Annotated in this window: 14 protein-coding genes; 2 read left to right on the top strand and 12 right to left on the bottom strand. The window is 52.5% G+C overall.

The genetic code is table 11. The features are described from left to right. Window positions 1–9 precede the first annotated feature (9 nt). The 9 genes from nuoI to lrhA form a co-directional block, all read right to left on the bottom strand. Window positions 10–552, bottom strand: coding sequence for an NADH-quinone oxidoreductase subunit NuoI (gene nuoI / locus OGY67_RS01165; protein WP_003028062.1), 543 nt, complete (start codon window positions 550–552; stop codon window positions 10–12). Window positions 553–566: 14 nt separating this feature from the next. Further along, a complete protein-coding gene (gene nuoH / locus OGY67_RS01160; protein ID WP_003028063.1) occupies window positions 567–1544 on the bottom strand; it encodes an NADH-quinone oxidoreductase subunit NuoH in 978 nt (325 codons plus the stop codon). Next, window positions 1541–4267 carry an NADH-quinone oxidoreductase subunit NuoG gene (gene nuoG, locus OGY67_RS01155; RefSeq protein WP_128612040.1) on the bottom strand — a complete coding sequence of 909 codons (2727 nt, stop codon included), beginning with the start codon at window positions 4265–4267 and terminating at the stop codon, window positions 1541–1543. The genes nuoH and nuoG overlap by 4 nt, the downstream gene beginning before the upstream one ends. A gap of 80 nt (window positions 4268–4347) precedes the next feature. Then, the gene (gene nuoF / locus OGY67_RS01150) at window positions 4348–5685 is read right to left on the bottom strand and encodes an NADH-quinone oxidoreductase subunit NuoF (RefSeq protein ID WP_003834753.1); all 1338 of its coding nucleotides are present in this window, start codon (window positions 5683–5685) and stop codon (window positions 4348–4350) included. Further along, window positions 5682–6182: an NADH-quinone oxidoreductase subunit NuoE gene (gene nuoE, locus OGY67_RS01145; RefSeq protein WP_003028069.1), complete on the bottom strand. Its 501-nt coding sequence runs from the start codon at window positions 6180–6182 to the stop codon at window positions 5682–5684. The genes nuoF and nuoE overlap by 4 nt, the downstream gene beginning before the upstream one ends. Window positions 6183–6184: 2 nt before the next feature. Continuing rightward, window positions 6185–7987, bottom strand: a complete 1803-nt coding sequence (gene nuoC / locus OGY67_RS01140) for an NADH-quinone oxidoreductase subunit C/D (protein ID WP_003834757.1) — start codon at window positions 7985–7987, stop codon at window positions 6185–6187. A gap of 85 nt (window positions 7988–8072) precedes the next feature. Then, window positions 8073–8735 carry an NADH-quinone oxidoreductase subunit NuoB gene (gene nuoB, locus OGY67_RS01135; RefSeq protein WP_003028075.1) on the bottom strand — a complete coding sequence of 221 codons (663 nt, stop codon included), beginning with the start codon at window positions 8733–8735 and terminating at the stop codon, window positions 8073–8075. 15 nt (window positions 8736–8750) lie between these two features. Further along, complete coding sequence (gene nuoA, locus OGY67_RS01130; RefSeq protein ID WP_003028077.1) at window positions 8751–9194, bottom strand: NADH-quinone oxidoreductase subunit NuoA; 444 nt, start codon at window positions 9192–9194, stop codon at window positions 8751–8753. A 627-nt stretch (window positions 9195–9821) separates the two neighbouring features. Continuing rightward, window positions 9822–10760, bottom strand: a complete 939-nt coding sequence (gene lrhA / locus OGY67_RS01125; RefSeq protein ID WP_003834760.1) for a transcriptional regulator LrhA — start codon at window positions 10758–10760, stop codon at window positions 9822–9824. Between the two features lie 927 nt (window positions 10761–11687). Here lrhA and alaA point away from each other — a divergent pair. Both alaA and yfbR read left to right on the top strand, forming a co-directional pair. Continuing rightward, entirely contained in the window at window positions 11688–12905 is a 1218-nt protein-coding gene (alaA, locus tag OGY67_RS01120; RefSeq protein WP_003028082.1) for an alanine transaminase AlaA, read from the top strand. Window positions 12906–12988: 83 nt separating this feature from the next. Then, the gene (gene yfbR / locus OGY67_RS01115; protein WP_003028083.1) at window positions 12989–13588 is read left to right on the top strand and encodes a 5'-deoxynucleotidase; all 600 of its coding nucleotides are present in this window, start codon (window positions 12989–12991) and stop codon (window positions 13586–13588) included. A gap of 63 nt (window positions 13589–13651) precedes the next feature. Here the strand turns inward: yfbR and OGY67_RS01110 are convergent, their stop codons facing one another. The 3 genes from OGY67_RS01110 to OGY67_RS01100 form a co-directional block, all read right to left on the bottom strand. Beyond that, complete coding sequence (locus tag OGY67_RS01110; RefSeq protein WP_032944084.1) at window positions 13652–15484, bottom strand: SLC13 family permease; 1833 nt, start codon at window positions 15482–15484, stop codon at window positions 13652–13654. 77 nt (window positions 15485–15561) lie between these two features. Next, window positions 15562–16239, bottom strand: coding sequence for a sugar phosphatase (locus OGY67_RS01105; RefSeq protein ID WP_008785348.1), 678 nt, complete (start codon window positions 16237–16239; stop codon window positions 15562–15564). Then, window positions 16232–16726, bottom strand: a complete 495-nt coding sequence (locus OGY67_RS01100; RefSeq protein ID WP_003028086.1) for a YfbU family protein — start codon at window positions 16724–16726, stop codon at window positions 16232–16234. Before OGY67_RS01100 ends, OGY67_RS01105 begins: the two co-directional genes overlap by 8 nt. Between the last annotated feature and the right edge of the window lie 79 nt (window positions 16727–16805).

Genomic DNA, 16805 nt, shown 5'->3' with positions numbered 1-16805 from the left:
CCCCTCTCCTTACGGTAACAGGCTCTTGACGTCGATAGGCTTAGCTTCGTTCTCTGCTTCGCCCTTATCTTTGCCGTCGATTGCCATACCTGCCATCCGGTAGAAGTTATATTCCGGGTATTTGCCCGGACCGGAGATCAGCAGATCCTCTTTCTCGTAAACCAGGTCCTGGCGCTTGTACTCACCCAGCTCGAAATCTGGAGTCAGCTGAATAGCCGTAGTCGGACAGGCTTCTTCGCACAGGCCGCAGAAAATGCAGCGTGAGAAGTTAATGCGGAAAAACTCCGGATACCAGCGGCCGTCTTTGGTCTCTGCTTTTTGCAGAGAAATACAGCCTACCGGACACGCAACCGCACACAGGTTACAGGCAACGCAGCGCTCTTCACCGTCTGGATCACGAGTCAGAACGATACGACCACGAAAACGGGGCGGTAGATAGACCGGCTCTTCCGGATACATCTGCGTTTCGCGTTTCGCGAACGCATGCAGGCCGATCATCCAGATACTGCGTACCTGGGTGCCGAAACCTACGAACAATTCTTTTAAGGTCATGGTCTTTGTGTCCCTTATTGCGCCTGCCAGAGAATGACAGCCGCCGTTACCAGCAAGTTGACGAGCGTCAGCGGCAGACAGACTTTCCAGCCGAAGGACATTACCTGGTCATAACGAGGACGCGGTAACGACGCACGAATCAAAATGAACATCATCATGAAGAACGCGGTTTTCAGCGCGAACCAGACGAATGGCGGTAAGAACGGGCCATGCCAGCCACCGAAGAACAGGGTAACCATCAGTGCAGAAATGGTGACGATGCCGATGTATTCACCCACGAAGAACAGACCGAATTTCATACCGGAATATTCAATGTGGTAACCGTCGGCCAGTTCCTGCTCGGCTTCTGGCTGGTCAAACGGGTGACGGTGGCACACCGCCACGCCCGCGATGGCAAAGGTGACAAAACCAAAGAACTGCGGAATAACGTTCCAGATATCAGCCTGGTTGTTGACGATGTCGGTCATGTTAAATGAACCGGCCTGCGCCACCACGCCCATCAGGGAAAGCCCGAGGAACACTTCGTAGCTCAGCGTCTGCGCAGACGCACGCATCGCACCGAGCAGGGAGTATTTGTTGTTACTGGACCAGCCGGCGAACAGCACCGCGTATACCGCGAGGCCCGCCATCATCAGGAAGAACAGGATCCCGATGTTCAGGTCAGCAACCACCCAGTTCGGACTCACCGGCACGATGGCGAAAGCCAGCAGTAGCGAGGTAAAGGCGATCATCGGTGCCAGGGTAAAGATGACGCGATCCGAGAATTTCGGGATCCAGTCTTCTTTAAAGAACATCTTGATCATGTCCGCAACCAGCTGGAGCGAACCGCCCCAGCCAACACGGTTCGGTCCGTAACGGTTCTGGAACAGACCCAGCAGACGACGTTCGCCAAAGCTCATGAATGCCCCGCAGGTGACCACCACCAGCAGGATCACGACCGCTTTGAGAATGCTCAGCAGGATCTCAATCAGATCGGGTGTAATCCAACTCATTGTTGTGCCTCCTGCAGATCCTCAAGACGCGCGCCTGCCAGAACCGGCGCGATGCCAGGCATACCCATCGGCAAACCAACCTGCCCTGCCGTTAATCCTTCAGCGATTTCAACCGGCAGCGTAACCGTGTTGCCATCGTAGCTGAAAGAAACGCGCGTACCGGCATTAACACCCAACTTCGCGGCATCAGCCGGGTTGAGTTTGATGTACGGCTGCGGCATACGGGTCTGGAAGACCGGCGCACGCTGGGACATTTCGTCGCTGCCAAACAGATGGTAGTACGGCGCGATACGCCACTGACCATCCTGAGCCTGGAAGCTCGCCGGAACGGTAGTGAAGTAATCCAGACCATCCGCAGAAGCTTCGATCAGGCGCACGCCCGGATCGCCATGACGCAGTTTACCGCCCACTTCATCCTGGAACTTGTTCCACGCCTGTGGGGAGTTCCAGCCCGGAGCCCAGGCAAACGGAATTTGTGAACGCGGCGCAGACGGTTGGTTGTTCCCTTCCATAGAGAAGGCGAACATAGTGTCTTTGTCCTGCGGCTGGCGCGGTTCGTGTACGCTGATGTTGGCGCGCATTGCGGTACGACCGCTGTAGCGGTGCGGTTCACGAGCCAATTTCTGTCCACGGATACGGAAGCTTGCGTCCGGCGCGGCATCTTTGATACCCGCCAGTTGCGGCAACTTCTCAACGACCGCGTCGATAACGTGGTCGAGCTGCGTCCAGTCCACTTCGCGGCTCTGCACGGTGCTGTGCAGCGAGTGCAGCCAGCGCCAGCTTTCCAGCATCACGGTGTTACTGTCGTAGTAGGACGGGTCGTAGACCTGGAAGAAACGCTGAGCGCGGCCTTCGTTGTTAATCACCGTACCATCGCTTTCGGCGAAGCTTGCGGCGGAAAGCACCAGATGAGCGTTTTCCATAATTGCCGTACGCTGATGGTCAATGACCAGTACCAGCGGTGCTTTAGCCAGCGCAGCGTTCACACGCGTTGCTGAAGCATGGCGATGCAGGTCATTCTCCAGCACCACAACGGCGTCAGCACGACCTGTTTCCAGCTCGGTCAGCGCATCGTCAAGGGAACCACCGCCAATCATACCAAGGCCCATGCTGTTAACAGAGCGAGCAATCATGGTGATGCCGACGTCTGCGCCACGGCCTTTCAGCGCCTTCGCCACGTTGGCAGCCGCCTGAATCACTTCGGCGCTACCGGCGTTGGTGCCGGAAATAATCAGTGGTTTCTTCGCCCCGGCCAGTGCCTGAACGATAACGTCAATTTTGTTTTGCAGGTCACGGTCGATACCGTCAACCGCCGGAGCGTTGTTATCCAGCGCATGAGCGATAGCGAAACCTAAACGCGCCTGATCTTCAACCGGTGCACGATAGGTCCATGCGGCGATGTCATCCAGACGGGTGTTATCGACGTTGGTAACGAACAGCGGGTGCTTAGCACGCTGGCCGATGTTAAGGATTGCTGCGATCTGCCAGTCAGCCACTTTCTGTGCCGCCGCCATTTCACGCGCTTTACCTTTCACCGCCTGACGCACTGCCAGCGCAACGCGTGCGCCGGTCTGGGTGACATCTTCGCCCAGCACCAGAACCGCATCATAAGATTCGATTTCGCGCAGTGCCGGAGTATGAATCCCGCCGTCACGCAGCACGCTCAGTGCCAGTTGCAGACGTTCCTGCTCGCCCTGGGCGATACCGGTATAGAAGTTATCCGCACCCACCAGTTCACGCAGCGCGAAGTTACTTTCAACGCTGGCGCGCGGGGAGCCGATACCAATTACTTTCTTCGACTGACGCAGAATATCTGCCGCGCCCTGCATCGCCTGCTCGGCGTTCAGCGTGATCAGGTCATCGCCACGACGCTGTACTGGCTGACGCGGACGGTCTTTCAGGTTCACGTAACCATAGCCAAAACGACCACGGTCGCAGAGGAAGTAGTGGTTAACGGTACCGTTATAACGGTTTTCGATACGACGCAGTTCACCGTAGCGTTCGCCCGGGCTGGTGTTACAGCCGATGGAACACTGCTGGCAGATGCTCGGCGCAAACTGCATGTCCCACTTACGGTTATAACGCTCGGAGTGCGTTTTATCAGTGAAGACGCCGGTCGGGCAAATTTCTACCAGGTTACCAGAGAACTCGCTTTCGAGCGTACCGTCTTCCGGGCGACCGAAGTAGACGTTGTCATGTGCGCCATAGACGCCCAGATCCGCGCCATCGGCGTAATCTTTGTAGTAACGTACGCAGCGATAGCAGGCGATGCAGCGGTTCATTTCGTGAGAGATGAACGGCCCCAGGTCCTGGTTACGGTGAGTACGCTTCGTGAAGCGGTAGCGACGGAAGCTGTGACCGGTCATGACGGTCATATCCTGCAGGTGGCAGTTGCCGCCCTCTTCACAGACCGGACAGTCGTGCGGGTGGTTAGTCATCAACCACTCCACGACGCTTTCGCGGAACTGTTTCGCTTCTTCGTCATCAATAGAAATAAAGGTGCCTTCGGTGGCCGGTGTCATACAAGACATCACCAGGCGACCACGCGTGTCTTCCGCGTTTTGATATTGCTTCACCGCACACTGGCGGCAAGCACCGACGCTTCCCAGCGCCGGGTGCCAGCAAAAGTACGGAATATCAAGGCCGAGAGACAGACAAGCTTCCAGCAGGTTGTCCGCTCCGTTGACCTCATATTCTTTGCCGTCTACATGAATCGTAGCCATAGTCAGCATGCTTCCAGTTGGCTCGGTCGTAACCGAGCGTTAATCGAATTTCTTATCGCGACACAGGGCTAACCCTGTAATCACCAGCGCTCTTTCAGCAGGTTCGGCTGAATACCACCAATCTGATGGGTATTGCTGAAGGACTGCTTGATGCCAGCTTCGAATTCTTCGCGGAAATATTTAATGGCGCTCTGCAGCGGTTCCACTGCGCCCGGTGCGTGTGCACAGAAGGTTTTACCCGGGCCGAGGAAACGACACAGTTGCTCAAGTGTCTCGATATCCCCTGGCTGGCCTTCGCCACGCTCCAGCGCGCGCAGAATTTTCACACTCCACGGCAGACCGTCACGGCACGGCGTACACCAGCCGCAGGACTCGCGGGCAAAGAACTCTTCGAGGTTACGCACCAGAGGAACCATGCCAATCTCGTGATCGACAGCCATGGCCAGCGCGGTGCCCAGACGGCTACCTGCTTTACCAATGCTTTCGAATTCCATCGGCAGATCGAGGTGTGCTTCGGTCAGGAAGTCAGTCCCTGCGCCGCCTGGCTGCCAGGCTTTGAACTTCAGTCCATCGCGCATGCCACCCGCGTAATCTTCGAGGATCTCACGCGCGGTAGTACCGAAAGGCAGTTCCCACAGGCCAGGATTCTTCACGCGACCAGAGAAGCCCATCAGCTTGGTGCCCGCATCTTTGCTCTTCGAAATGTTCTGGTACCACTCCACGCCGTTCGCGAGGATAGCCGGTACGTTACACAGGGTTTCGACGTTGTTTACGCAGGTCGGTTTGCCCCATGCGCCAGAGCTTGCCGGGAACGGCGGCTTGGAACGTGGGTTAGCACGGCGACCTTCGAGGGAGTTGATCAGCGCGGTTTCTTCACCGCAGATGTAACGCCCAGCCCCGGTGTGGACAAACAGTTCGAAGTCGAAACCGGTGCCCATGATGTTTTTGCCAAGCAGACCGGCTTCGGTCGCTTCGGCGATCGCGCGACGTAGATGCACGGCTGCTTCGATATATTCACCGCGCAGGAAGATGTAACCACGGTACGCTTTCAGCGCAAACGCGGAAATCAGCATGCCTTCCACCAGCAGGTGCGGCAGCTGTTCCATCAGCAGACGGTCTTTATAGGTGCCCGGCTCCATTTCATCGGCGTTACACAGCAGGTAACGGATGTTCATGGATTCGTCTTTCGGCATCAGGCTCCACTTCAGACCGGTGGAAAAGCCCGCGCCGCCGCGCCCTTTCAGGCCAGCGTCTTTTACCTGATTAACGATTTCGTCCGGTGACAGCCCGGTCAGGGCCTTACGCGCACCTTCGTAGCCGTTCTTGCTACGGTATTCGTCCAGCCAGACCGGCTGTTTGTCATCACGCAGACGCCAGGTCAGCGGATGGGTTTCGGGAGTACGGATAATGTCTTTCATTTATACCGCTCCAGTAGTTCGGGAATGCCTTCCGGGGTCAGGTGAGCATGAGTATCTTCATCGATCATCATGTTTGGCCCTTTATCGCAGTTCCCCAGGCAACAGGTCGGCAGCAGCGTAAAGCGACCATCAAAGGTCGTCTGCCCCGGCTTGATGTTGAGTTTTTTCTCAAGCGCGGCCTGGATCCCCTGGTAGCCGTTGATATGGCACACCACGCTGTCGCAATAGCGGATCACGTGGCGACCTACCGGCTGGCGGAAGATCTGGCTATAAAACGTAGCAACACCTTCTACGTCGCTTGCCGGAATACCCAGCACATCAGCGATCGCATAGATCGCCCCATCCGGCACCCAGCCACGCTGTTTCTGAACGATTTTCAGCGCTTCAATGGACGCCGCACGCGGGTCTTCGTAGTGGTGCTTCTCGTGCTCAATCGCTTCACGCTCAGCCGCACTCAGCTCAAAAGCCTCGGTTTGTGGTTGTTGATTCTCGTGCATAATTAGCGGTCCACATCTGACATAACAAAATCGATACTACCCAGATGGACGATTAAGTCGGACACCAGGCTGCCACGTACCGCTACCGGGATCTGCTGCAGGTGCGCATAGCTCGGGGTACGGATACGGGTACGGTAACTCATGGTGCTGCCATCGCTGGTCAGGTAGTAACTGTTGATACCCTTGGTCGCTTCCACCATCTGGAAGGACTCGTTTGCCGGCATAACCGGACCCCACGAAACCTGCAGGAAGTGGGTGATAAGGGTTTCGATATGTTGCAGCGTGCGCTCTTTCGGCGGCGGCGTCGTCAGCGGGTGATCCGCTTTGAACGGGCCTTCCGGCATGTTATTGAGGCACTGCTCAAGGATGCGCAGACTCTGGCGCAGCTCTTCAACTTTCAGCATCACGCGGGTATAGCAGTCAGAAACGCCGCCGCCAACCGGGACTTCAAAGTCAAAGTTTTCGTAGCCAGAGTACGGACGCGCTTTACGCACGTCGAAATCAATACCGGTCGCGCGCAGCGCAGCACCGGTACAACCCCAGTCCAGCGCTTCTTTCTTACCGTAAGCGGCAACGCCCTGCGAACGGCCTTTCAGGATGGTGTTACGCAGTGCGGCTTTCTCGTAAGAATCCAGACGTTTTGGCATCCAGTCGAGGAAGTCACGCAGCAGCTTGTCCCAACCGCGCGGCAGATCGTGTGCCACACCGCCGATACGGAACCAGGCCGGGTGCATACGGAAACCGGTGATCGCTTCCACCACGTCATAGATTTTCTGACGGTCGGTAAAGGCGAAGAATACCGGGGTCATCGCGCCGACGTCCTGAATGAACGTGGAGATGTACAGCAGGTGGCTGTTGATACGGAACAGTTCGGACAACATCACGCGAATCACGTTGACGCGATCCGGCGTGGTGATACCAGCCAGCTTCTCAACGGCCAGTACGTAAGGCATTTCGTTTACGCAGCCGCCGAGGTACTCAATACGGTCGGTGTACGGAATGTAGCTGTGCCAGGACTGACGTTCACCCATCTTTTCAGCGCCACGGTGGTGGTAGCCGATGTCAGGTACGCAGTCGACGATTTCTTCGCCATCAAGCTGCAGCACAATACGGAAAGCACCGTGAGAAGACGGATGGTTAGGACCGAGGTTGAGGAACATGAAGTCCTCATTTTCGGTGCTACGCTTCATACCCCAATCTTCTGGTTTGAAGGTCAGCGCTTCCATTTCCAGATCCTGTTTGGCTTTAGTCAGCTCAAACGGATCGAATTCGGTCGCACGCGCCGGGTAGTCTTTACGCAGCGGATGACCTTCCCAGGTATGCGGCATCAACAGACGCGTCAGGTGCGGGTGACCTTCGATATCGATGCCAAACATTTCCCAGGTTTCACGCTCATACCAGTTGGCGTTCGGGAACAGTTTGGTGAAAGTCGGTACGCGCAGATCGTTTTCAGACAAAGCCACCTTGAGCATGATATCGCGATTGCGTTCAATGGAGATCAGGTGATAGAAAACGGAAAAATCCGCGGCAGGTAACCCTTCGCGGTGCGTACGCAGACGTTCGTCCATGCCGTGTAAGTCAAACAGCATGACGTAAGGTTTCGGCAGTCTCTTTAAGAAATCGCCAACTTCCAGTAATTGTTCACGCTTGACCCAAACAACGGGTACCCCGGTGCGAGTCGCCTGAACGGTAAAGGCATCCGGCCCAAAACGGTTGCGCAGTTCGCCAATGACCGGGTCATCAAGGTGATCCCGTGTTTGCCATACGGCGTCTTGCGCGGTTAAGTCGGTCATATTGTTCACCATTGCAAATGGTCCGTGGTGGTCGGCAGTGCTTCGCGCTATTTATGTAGTGATAAGCGAAGGAAGTGCTGCTGCCGACAGGCGCAAATTAAATCTCGTCTGGTGTACGAAGATTCGTTACAGCAATACGTTCGCCGCGTTTACGCTCGCGTTCTGACTGCATATTGGCGCGATAAACGCCCTGATCGCCAACCACCCAGGAGAGCGGGCGGCGTTCTTTGCCAATGGAATCTTGCAGCAGCATCAGAGCCTGCATATACGCTTCTGGGCGCGGCGGACATCCCGGGATGTACACATCGACCGGAATAAATTTATCAACGCCCTGCACCACAGAATAGATGTCGTACATACCGCCGGAATTGGCGCATGCGCCCATGGAAATAACCCATTTCGGTTCCAGCATCTGATCGTAGAGGCGCTGAATAACTGGCGCCATTTTGGTAAAGCAGGTTCCGGCTACGACCATCAGGTCAGCCTGACGCGGCGATGCACGCAGTACTTCCGCACCAAAACGGGCCACATCGTGCACGGCGGTAAACGAGGTCACCATCTCAACGTAGCAGCAGGAAAGGCCAAAGTTATATGGCCAAATTGAGTTTTTACGGCCCCAGTTAACCATGTCATGCAGTTTGCCCATGAACACGTTTTTGTTAACTTCTTGTTCCAGGGGGTCGGTTACGATCTCCTGTTTTTGCAGGGGGTAACGGTCGTTCTCACCGTTAGGATCTATGCGGGTGAGCGTATAATCCATCTTAATGCCTCGCGGTTAGCGTTGACGATTAGCGATACTGTTCGTTTCCGGGTTCATACGCTCGCGGCGTGAACGCGCGGGCGTCCAGTCCAGCGCGCCAATACGCACCAGATAAACCAGACCTGCCAGTAACACAAAAATAAAAATTGCAGCTTCCACAAAGCCAATCCAACCGCTTTCACGGATAGAAGTTGACCATGCGAACAGATACAGCGCTTCAACGTCGAAGATAACGAAGAACATGGCTACCAGATAAAACTTGGCAGACAGGCGCAGGCGGGCGGTGCCGACCGAGTCGATACCTGATTCAAACGGCACGTTTTTAGATCTCGCGCGTGCGCGACCCCCTAAAAACCAGCCGCCGACGAGCATCAGGCAGCACAGGCCAATGGCAACGATAAGAAAGATAGCGAATGCCCAGTGATGAGCGATGATTTCAGTGGATGTTGACATACTCATTGCTTACTCATCAAAAGTAGCGCCAAATTCTCTGCTCTTTTCGGCAGATGAACGCCACATCGATTCATGGGGAGGAATAAAAAAAACCTTACAATCACTGTGAAAAATCATTTTATACAGCTAATTGATGGGGTTTTTTACTCCTTTCTATAACCTTTTGTCAACTTTAACAAAAGTTTCCTCACATTATTTTACACTGTTCCAACTTCATTAACATAAAGTGCTCTTTAGACCCATTTCGATTGCATCATCGGTCATTTTTAATGTTGTTGAATCGTGTCCGTAGTGAAGTAAAAAAGATAATACACGTCTATTTTGACAGGAATTCACCCAGATGCCTCCCCCTAAATGGGAGTATTTTCTTGATCTGTGACACGCTTTTGTTAATTCACCATAAAAAACAGCAACAATTTCTCTAGTTTTTTAACATGGAAACATTTAGCAACTCAGCTGATTATTTTTCATCCTATTGTCAGTCTGTTTTTTTACCTGCTGATTTTGTTAAGTTTTAGTATATGAATGAACAGAAAGCAGTAATATTTGCATAAAAAAAGAGCCGCTGGATGTTTTTTCATCATCAGTGGCTCTTTTTTACACTTACATTTTAAAACGTTTTTTTGTGACGCTTTACTCAAAGTCGCCTTCAACAATCAGCGAGTCATCTCCCCCTTCAGGGGTAAACTGATTGTATTGCCAAGGATTTTGATATGTCTGCATCGACTTAAAGATAACCTGAGCTAATTCATTTTGCGTGGCCGGATCGCTGCACAACAGATACTCGGTATCAGGCAGAGGTGGCAATCCGTCCGCCGCACCCAGTACGCGTAAATCCGGGCTCATCATTTCGACAGGACGGGCAGTAACGCCCAGCCCTGCTTTTACCGCCGCGCGGACCGCAGGCAATGTTGAAGCGACATAAGCCAAACGCCACGGGATCTGTGCGGCATTCAACGTCGCCAGCACGATATCGCGAAACGGGCTGGGATCGTCCAGCAGAACTAACGGCACCGGTTCCCCTTTTTGCAGGATATATTCGGCTGCGCAATACCAGTGCGTCGGTGAAGTTCGCAAATTCAGGCACTCAAAATCGCCAGGTCGGTTAGTGGTGACCACTAAATCCACTTCTTGCGACTTAAGCATCTCTACCATGTAGGCGTTGCGTTTCACTCTGACATCCAGTGCAAGTTTCGGATAAACCGAACTTATACGGTTAAGCAGAAAAGGGAGTATGGTATCGGCGGATTCATCAGAAGCACCGATAGTTAACACCCCCTGAAGATTGTTAAACATCAATGATGAGCATGCCTCATCATTAAATCGCAGTATTTTCCTGGCGTAACCCAACAGCTGGATACCATGTTCGGTCAGCAGTTTGTTGCGTCCATGGCGCGCGAACAACTCTTTCCCCACAAGTTGTTCAAGACGCTGCATTTGCTGACTTACCGCAGACTGAGTTCGACATACCGCAGCTGCCGCAGCCGCAAAGGTATTCAGGTCGGCAACAGCAACAAAGGTTCTCAGCAGATCGAGGTCGAGGTTAATTATCGGACGATTTGCATTTATCATAGTTTTTCACTTACTCGCGGGTCATACCGGGTTAATGCTGTGCATTCAGAATCAAACAACTCCATTTGTAATGTGCCTCCCTTCAGTTTCGCTTAGTGTAACCAAGTGAAAATAAGGATGTATTTGGTTTAACAAACGAAACAATTCCCTTTCTGAGCTATTTTAATACCCGTGATATTCATCGGAATATAGCAACGAGAAAGAGCCGTATTTTTAGCTGCTGGATGATTCTGACTAATGGGAAACATGTAAATTTTGTAAATTTAAAAAATAGTTAACGAACAATAATTTACACATTAAAAACTAACTTTTCAGGATGTTAGGAACAACCAACAAACATTTGAATTATCGTAAAATTCGTACTACACACCATTTCATAGGAGTTATCTTAACCTAAAACCACTATATTTATAAGTGTTATCGCGAATAATTCCGGGCAAATTGGTGTTATGTCAGCGCAACGGTTTTCGTATTATTGGCCCACTCAATTTGATGTCGTTTAAATAATAAATAATAATTAATTAAGAATCTCTCAATTCATTAATTATGCTTAACAATGGATTCACACCGCATCACGCAGGGATCAGACCGATAACAGATTTCGCAGGCAAAACCTCAGTATTTTCGAATTACGCCATTCAGCTGAGATCTCGGCCACCTTTTTCTTTACAGGTCTAACTTTTTTAGACCGGACAAATCACCACACCCACACTAACAAAGCAAAATATAAACCACGAAAAACACAACAATCCAGATTATTACTCTACAAAAGTCACATTATTTAGTCATTAACAGTGAATCATAATCCTCCTGCTTTCCAAAATCTTCTACTAAAGACCCTTCAAAACTCACCGTCGTGGGAGTACATTGTGCTGGGCTGACTTCCACGGCAGGGAGTGGCATTCACAGCTAAAAAGGTCAACGTTCATGTCCCCCATTGAAAAATCCAGCAAATTAGAAAACGTCTGTTATGACATTCGCGGCCCGGTTCTGAAGGAAGCAAAGCGCCTGGAAGAAGAAGGCAATAAAGTTCTGAAACTGAACATCGGCAACCCTGCGCCTTTCGGGTTTGAAGCGCCAGATGAAATTTTGGTGGACGTGATCCGCAATTTGCCAACTGCGCAAGGATATTGCGATTCCAAAGGCCTTTATTCAGCCCGCAAAGCAATCATGCAGCATTACCAGGCCCGTGGGATGCGCGACGTAACCGTGGAAGATATCTATATCGGTAACGGCGTATCTGAATTGATTGTGCAGGCCATGCAGGCATTGCTAAACAGTGGGGACGAAATGCTGGTTCCTGCACCTGATTATCCACTGTGGACGGCGGCGGTTTCGCTCTCTGGTGGTAATGCCGTGCACTACCTGTGTGACGAATCGTCAGACTGGTTCCCGGACCTGGATGATATCCGCGCCAAAATTACGCCGCGTACCCGTGGGATCGTCATCATCAACCCAAACAACCCTACTGGCGCGGTGTATTCTAAAGAGCTGCTGATGGAGATTGTTGAGATTGCCCGCCAAAACAATCTCATCATCTTTGCGGACGAGATTTACGACAAAATTCTTTACGATGACGCCGAGCACCACTCGATTGCGGCAATGGCCCCTGACCTGCTGACTATTACCTTTAACGGCCTGTCAAAAACCTATCGTGTTGCCGGTTTCCGCCAGGGCTGGATGGTACTGAACGGACCGAAGAAACATGCCAAAGGGTATATCGAAGGCCTTGAGATGCTGGCTTCTATGCGCCTGTGTGCCAACGTTCCGGCACAACATGCCATTCAGACCGCACTGGGTGGATATCAGAGCATCAGCGAATTCATCATGCCAGGCGGGCGTCTGTATGAGCAACGTAACCGCGCCTGGGAACTGCTTAATGACATCCCCGGCGTCTCTTGCGTAAAACCGCGCGGTGCGCTGTATATGTTCCCGAAAATTGATGCTAAACGCTTTAATATTCATGACGACCAGAAGATGGTACTCGACTTCCTGTTGCAGGAAAAAGTACTGCTGGTCCAGGGGACGGCATTCAACTGGCCGTGGCCGGATCATTTCCGCATCGTCACGCTACCGCGTATTGACGATATCGAAATGTCGCTGAGTAAATTTGAGCGTTTCCTGTCAGGGTATCGCCAGCTGTAACCACGCAAAGTGCTGCCGGGTTTGCATCCGGTAGCACTCTCTGCGCAAAATACCGTTACTGAAGTCACTGAGTAAGGGTCGTTATGAAGCAGAGCCACTTTTTTGCCCACCTCTCCCGTCTGAAACTCATTAACCGCTGGCCGCTGATGCGCAACGTGCGCACCGAAAACGTGTCCGAACACAGTCTGCAGGTTGCCATGGTTGCCCATGCGCTGGCCGCAATTAAAAACCGTAAATTTGGTGGTCAGGTTAATGCTGAGCGTATTGCCCTGCTGGCGATGTATCACGATGCGTCAGAGGTGTTAACCGGCGATCTCCCTACCCCAGTGAAATATTTCAACTCGCAGATTGCCCAAGAATATAAAGCGATAGAGAAAATTGCCCAACAAAAACTGGTCGATATGGTTCCCGATGAGCTGCGCGATATTTTTGCGCCGCTCATTGATGAACATGCCTTAAGTGAAGAAGAGAGGTCGATTGTTAAACAGGCCGATGCCCTGTGCGCATATCTGAAGTGCCTGGAAGAACTCTCCGCCGGTAACAACGAATTTCTGCTGGCGAAAACACGTCTGGAAAAAACGCTGGAGTCACGACGCAGCGAAGAGATGGACTACTTTATGGACGTGTTCGTCCCGAGTTTTCACCTTTCATTAGATGAAATCAGTCAGGATTCTCCATTGTAAGTTTGCGACGACGTTACCTTTGTAGGCCGGATAAGGCGTTAGCCGCCATCCGGCACATAAAAATCAAAACGGAAACAGCATCGGGATCATCACCACGCACACCACCATCACAATGATGGTAAACGGCACGCCAATTTTAACGAAATCGCTAAAGCTGTAGTTACCCGGCCCGAGTACCAGTGTGTTTACTGGTGAAGAAACTGGCGTCATAAAGGCTGCTGAAGCCGCCATCGCAATCACCATCGCAAAAGGATACGGCGAAACGCCCATCGACTTTGCTGCCGCCAGCGCAATCGGCGCCATCAGTACCGCCGTCGCAGTGTTAGAGATAAATAACCCAATGGTCGCGCACAGCACGAACAGGCAGCCCAGCATCATATACGGGCCGTACCCTCCGCCAACGTCCATTAGCCCTTTAACCACCAGATCAACACCGCCCGTTTTCTGTAATGCCAGCGCAAAGGGCATCATTCCGACAATCAAAATAATACTTGGCCAGTGAATGGCTTTATAGGCGCTTTCGGCATCGATGCAGCGGAATTTTCCCATCAGCAAACAGGCGATAATCGCGGCAACCGTATTAGGGATTTCATCGGTGAGCATTAACGCGACCATCAGCACCAGACAGAAAATCGCATGCGGCGCCTGGCTGTGCGCCGGAGAAGCTTCACTAACTTCCACGGGCATATTCAGCACCACGAAATCGCGCCCTTTTTGCCCCAACAAAGTGATGAGTTTCCAGTTGCCCACCACCAGAATGATATCGCCCATCAGCAGTGGTTCATCCACCACCGCTCCGGCCAGTGCCGTACCATCACGCTTCAGTCCGACGACATTCAGGCCATAACGCGTACGAAAAGCGATTTCCCGTACCGTTTTGCCGATCAATTCCGATTCAGGGATTAATGAAATCTCGGCCATACCCACGTCAAGCGCCTGCTCGGAGAAGTATTCACCGCGCAGCACCATCGGCTCCAACAGTTGCTCGCTGCAAAATTCACGCAGGTCGACGTCGGCCGCTGACATATCAATCAGCAACACGTCACGGGCACGGAACTCAGAAACCCCGTTAACATCGACAATCACGCGGCGAAAACGCCGCCAGCGTTCAACACCAATCACGTTTGCCCCGTAGCGCTCACGCAATTTCAGGTCATCCAGACGTTGGCCAATCATGGGAGAACCCGGGCGAATCGCCAGGCGACGGGCACGCCCTGTCAGGCGATATTCTTTGATCAGATCGCGAAAGGTCCGGCGCTTCCAGCCGTCTCCTGGCTGCCCGGAGTCTTCACCTTTCAGCATAAAACGCATCACCAGCATATAAATTATGCCGAGTACCAACACCACCAGTCCCAGTGGGGTTACGCTAAAAAAGCTAAAACCGTTAAGTCCTTCACGTAACAATTCACTGTTGACGACCAGGTTCGGCGGCGTTGCCACCAGCGTCATCATGCCGCTTATCAATCCGGCAAAGCTCAACGGCATCATCAGCCGTGAGGGGGAGATTTGCATGCGCATGGAAACGCTTAAGACAACCGGAATAAAGATGGCGACCACACCGGTCGAACTCATGAAGGCACCGAGTCCGGCTACGGTTATCATCAGCAACACCAGCATTTTGACTTCACTGCTGCCGGCGACCTTCACCAGCCAGGCACCCATTACCGTCGCCACGCCGGTACGCACCAGGCCGTCGCCGATAATGAATAAAGCCGCTATCAAAATAACATTAGGATCGCTGAACCCGGAAAAAGCCTCTGTGATGCTCAATGTTCCACTCAGAACAAAGGCAATAATGACCAGCAAAGCGACCGCGTCCATACGCACTCTGCCAGTTGCAAACAAGACGACGGCAATCGCCAGCAATGAGAGAACCCATATCAATTCACCGTTCACAACATATCCTTGTTAAATGAGAGGGATGGACTGATTCTGCCATAAAAAAGCCCCAACAATCTGGGGCTAAATCATGATCAGGTATTTCTTATAACGACCACATTTCCGTTGGGTTGTTTGGTCACAGAAATATGTTCCAGACTGGTCAGCGAAAAATCAACTTCGTCCAGACGCGGCGTATCCGCTGGCGCGTTAACCGCGATGACATGACACCCAGCAGCCAGTCCTGAGAGCACCCCGGCGGGGGCATCTTCCACCACTGCACATTCCTGCGGTGCCAGGCCCAGAAGCTGAGCACCTAACAGATACGCGTCTGGCTCTGGTTTCCCTCTTTTTACCCGCTCGGCGGTGACAAACACTTCTGGAGCAGGAAGCCCGGCAACACGATGACGCGCACGTGCGACTGGCATAGAACCGGAGGTCACAATCGCCCATGGAATACCTGCTTTATTGAGATGGTTGAGTAAATCAACTGCCCCCGGCAGCGCGGTGATCCCGGCGGTTTCCGTCGCTTCGATCTGCTCCAGACGGGTAAATTCCGCGGCGATCTCTGCCTCAGACTTGCCCACCATAAAGTGTCGCAGGGAGGTAATGGCCTGCTTACCATGAATAAAGCCGAGTACCTCGGCGTGATCGAGGCCGAAGCGATCGGCCCAGTTGCACCACGCACGCTCTACTGCGGGTAAGGAATCGACCAGCGTTCCATCCAGATCAAACAGAAAACCTTTGCACTGCACGCTCGCCCCCTCAGGCATTAATGATTTGGTTAATTTCATTCGCGCTCAGGTGATACTGACGCGGGCAAGAGTGCCAAACATTCAGCATACGCTGATATTTTTCCCACATTGGGGTCTGGGCGTTGAAGCCATGCGTACCCGCATCAAAGTGGGTGTAACGACCTTCCACATTGACCATAAAACGAACGTACCCGAGGAAACGGGCTTCCGTTGCGGCGTCAAAACCGAGGAAGGTCACGCGACGCTCATCAATAGCCTGCGCATCCTTAAGATTAGTCCAGGACACATGTAATGCGTGATACATCTCCATAATATCGATAATCGTACGACAGGTTTCTTCCGTCAGTTCACCAAACTCACGATCCAGCTCACGCATCTGCAAGCCGTAACCGCGTTCAATAATCGTCTGCAAACGACGATAACGCTCGGCGTTAGTTGGATCGAGCATAGTCATCATTTTGTACTGATTCGACAAAATCAGACGTTGAGCGTTGGTCATTTCCATTTGGGACTCCTGTATCACTACTACTGCGATGAAAAAAAAGAAGGCATCTTGTGCCTTCTTTTATATGCGTAATCAGGGG

Source organism: Citrobacter sp. Cpo015, from assembly GCF_030333035.1.
GTDB classification, from domain to species: domain Bacteria; phylum Pseudomonadota; class Gammaproteobacteria; order Enterobacterales; family Enterobacteriaceae; genus Citrobacter; species Citrobacter portucalensis.
Note: the sequence above shows the minus strand (reverse complement) of the source record. Positions and strands in the feature narration are given on the sequence as shown.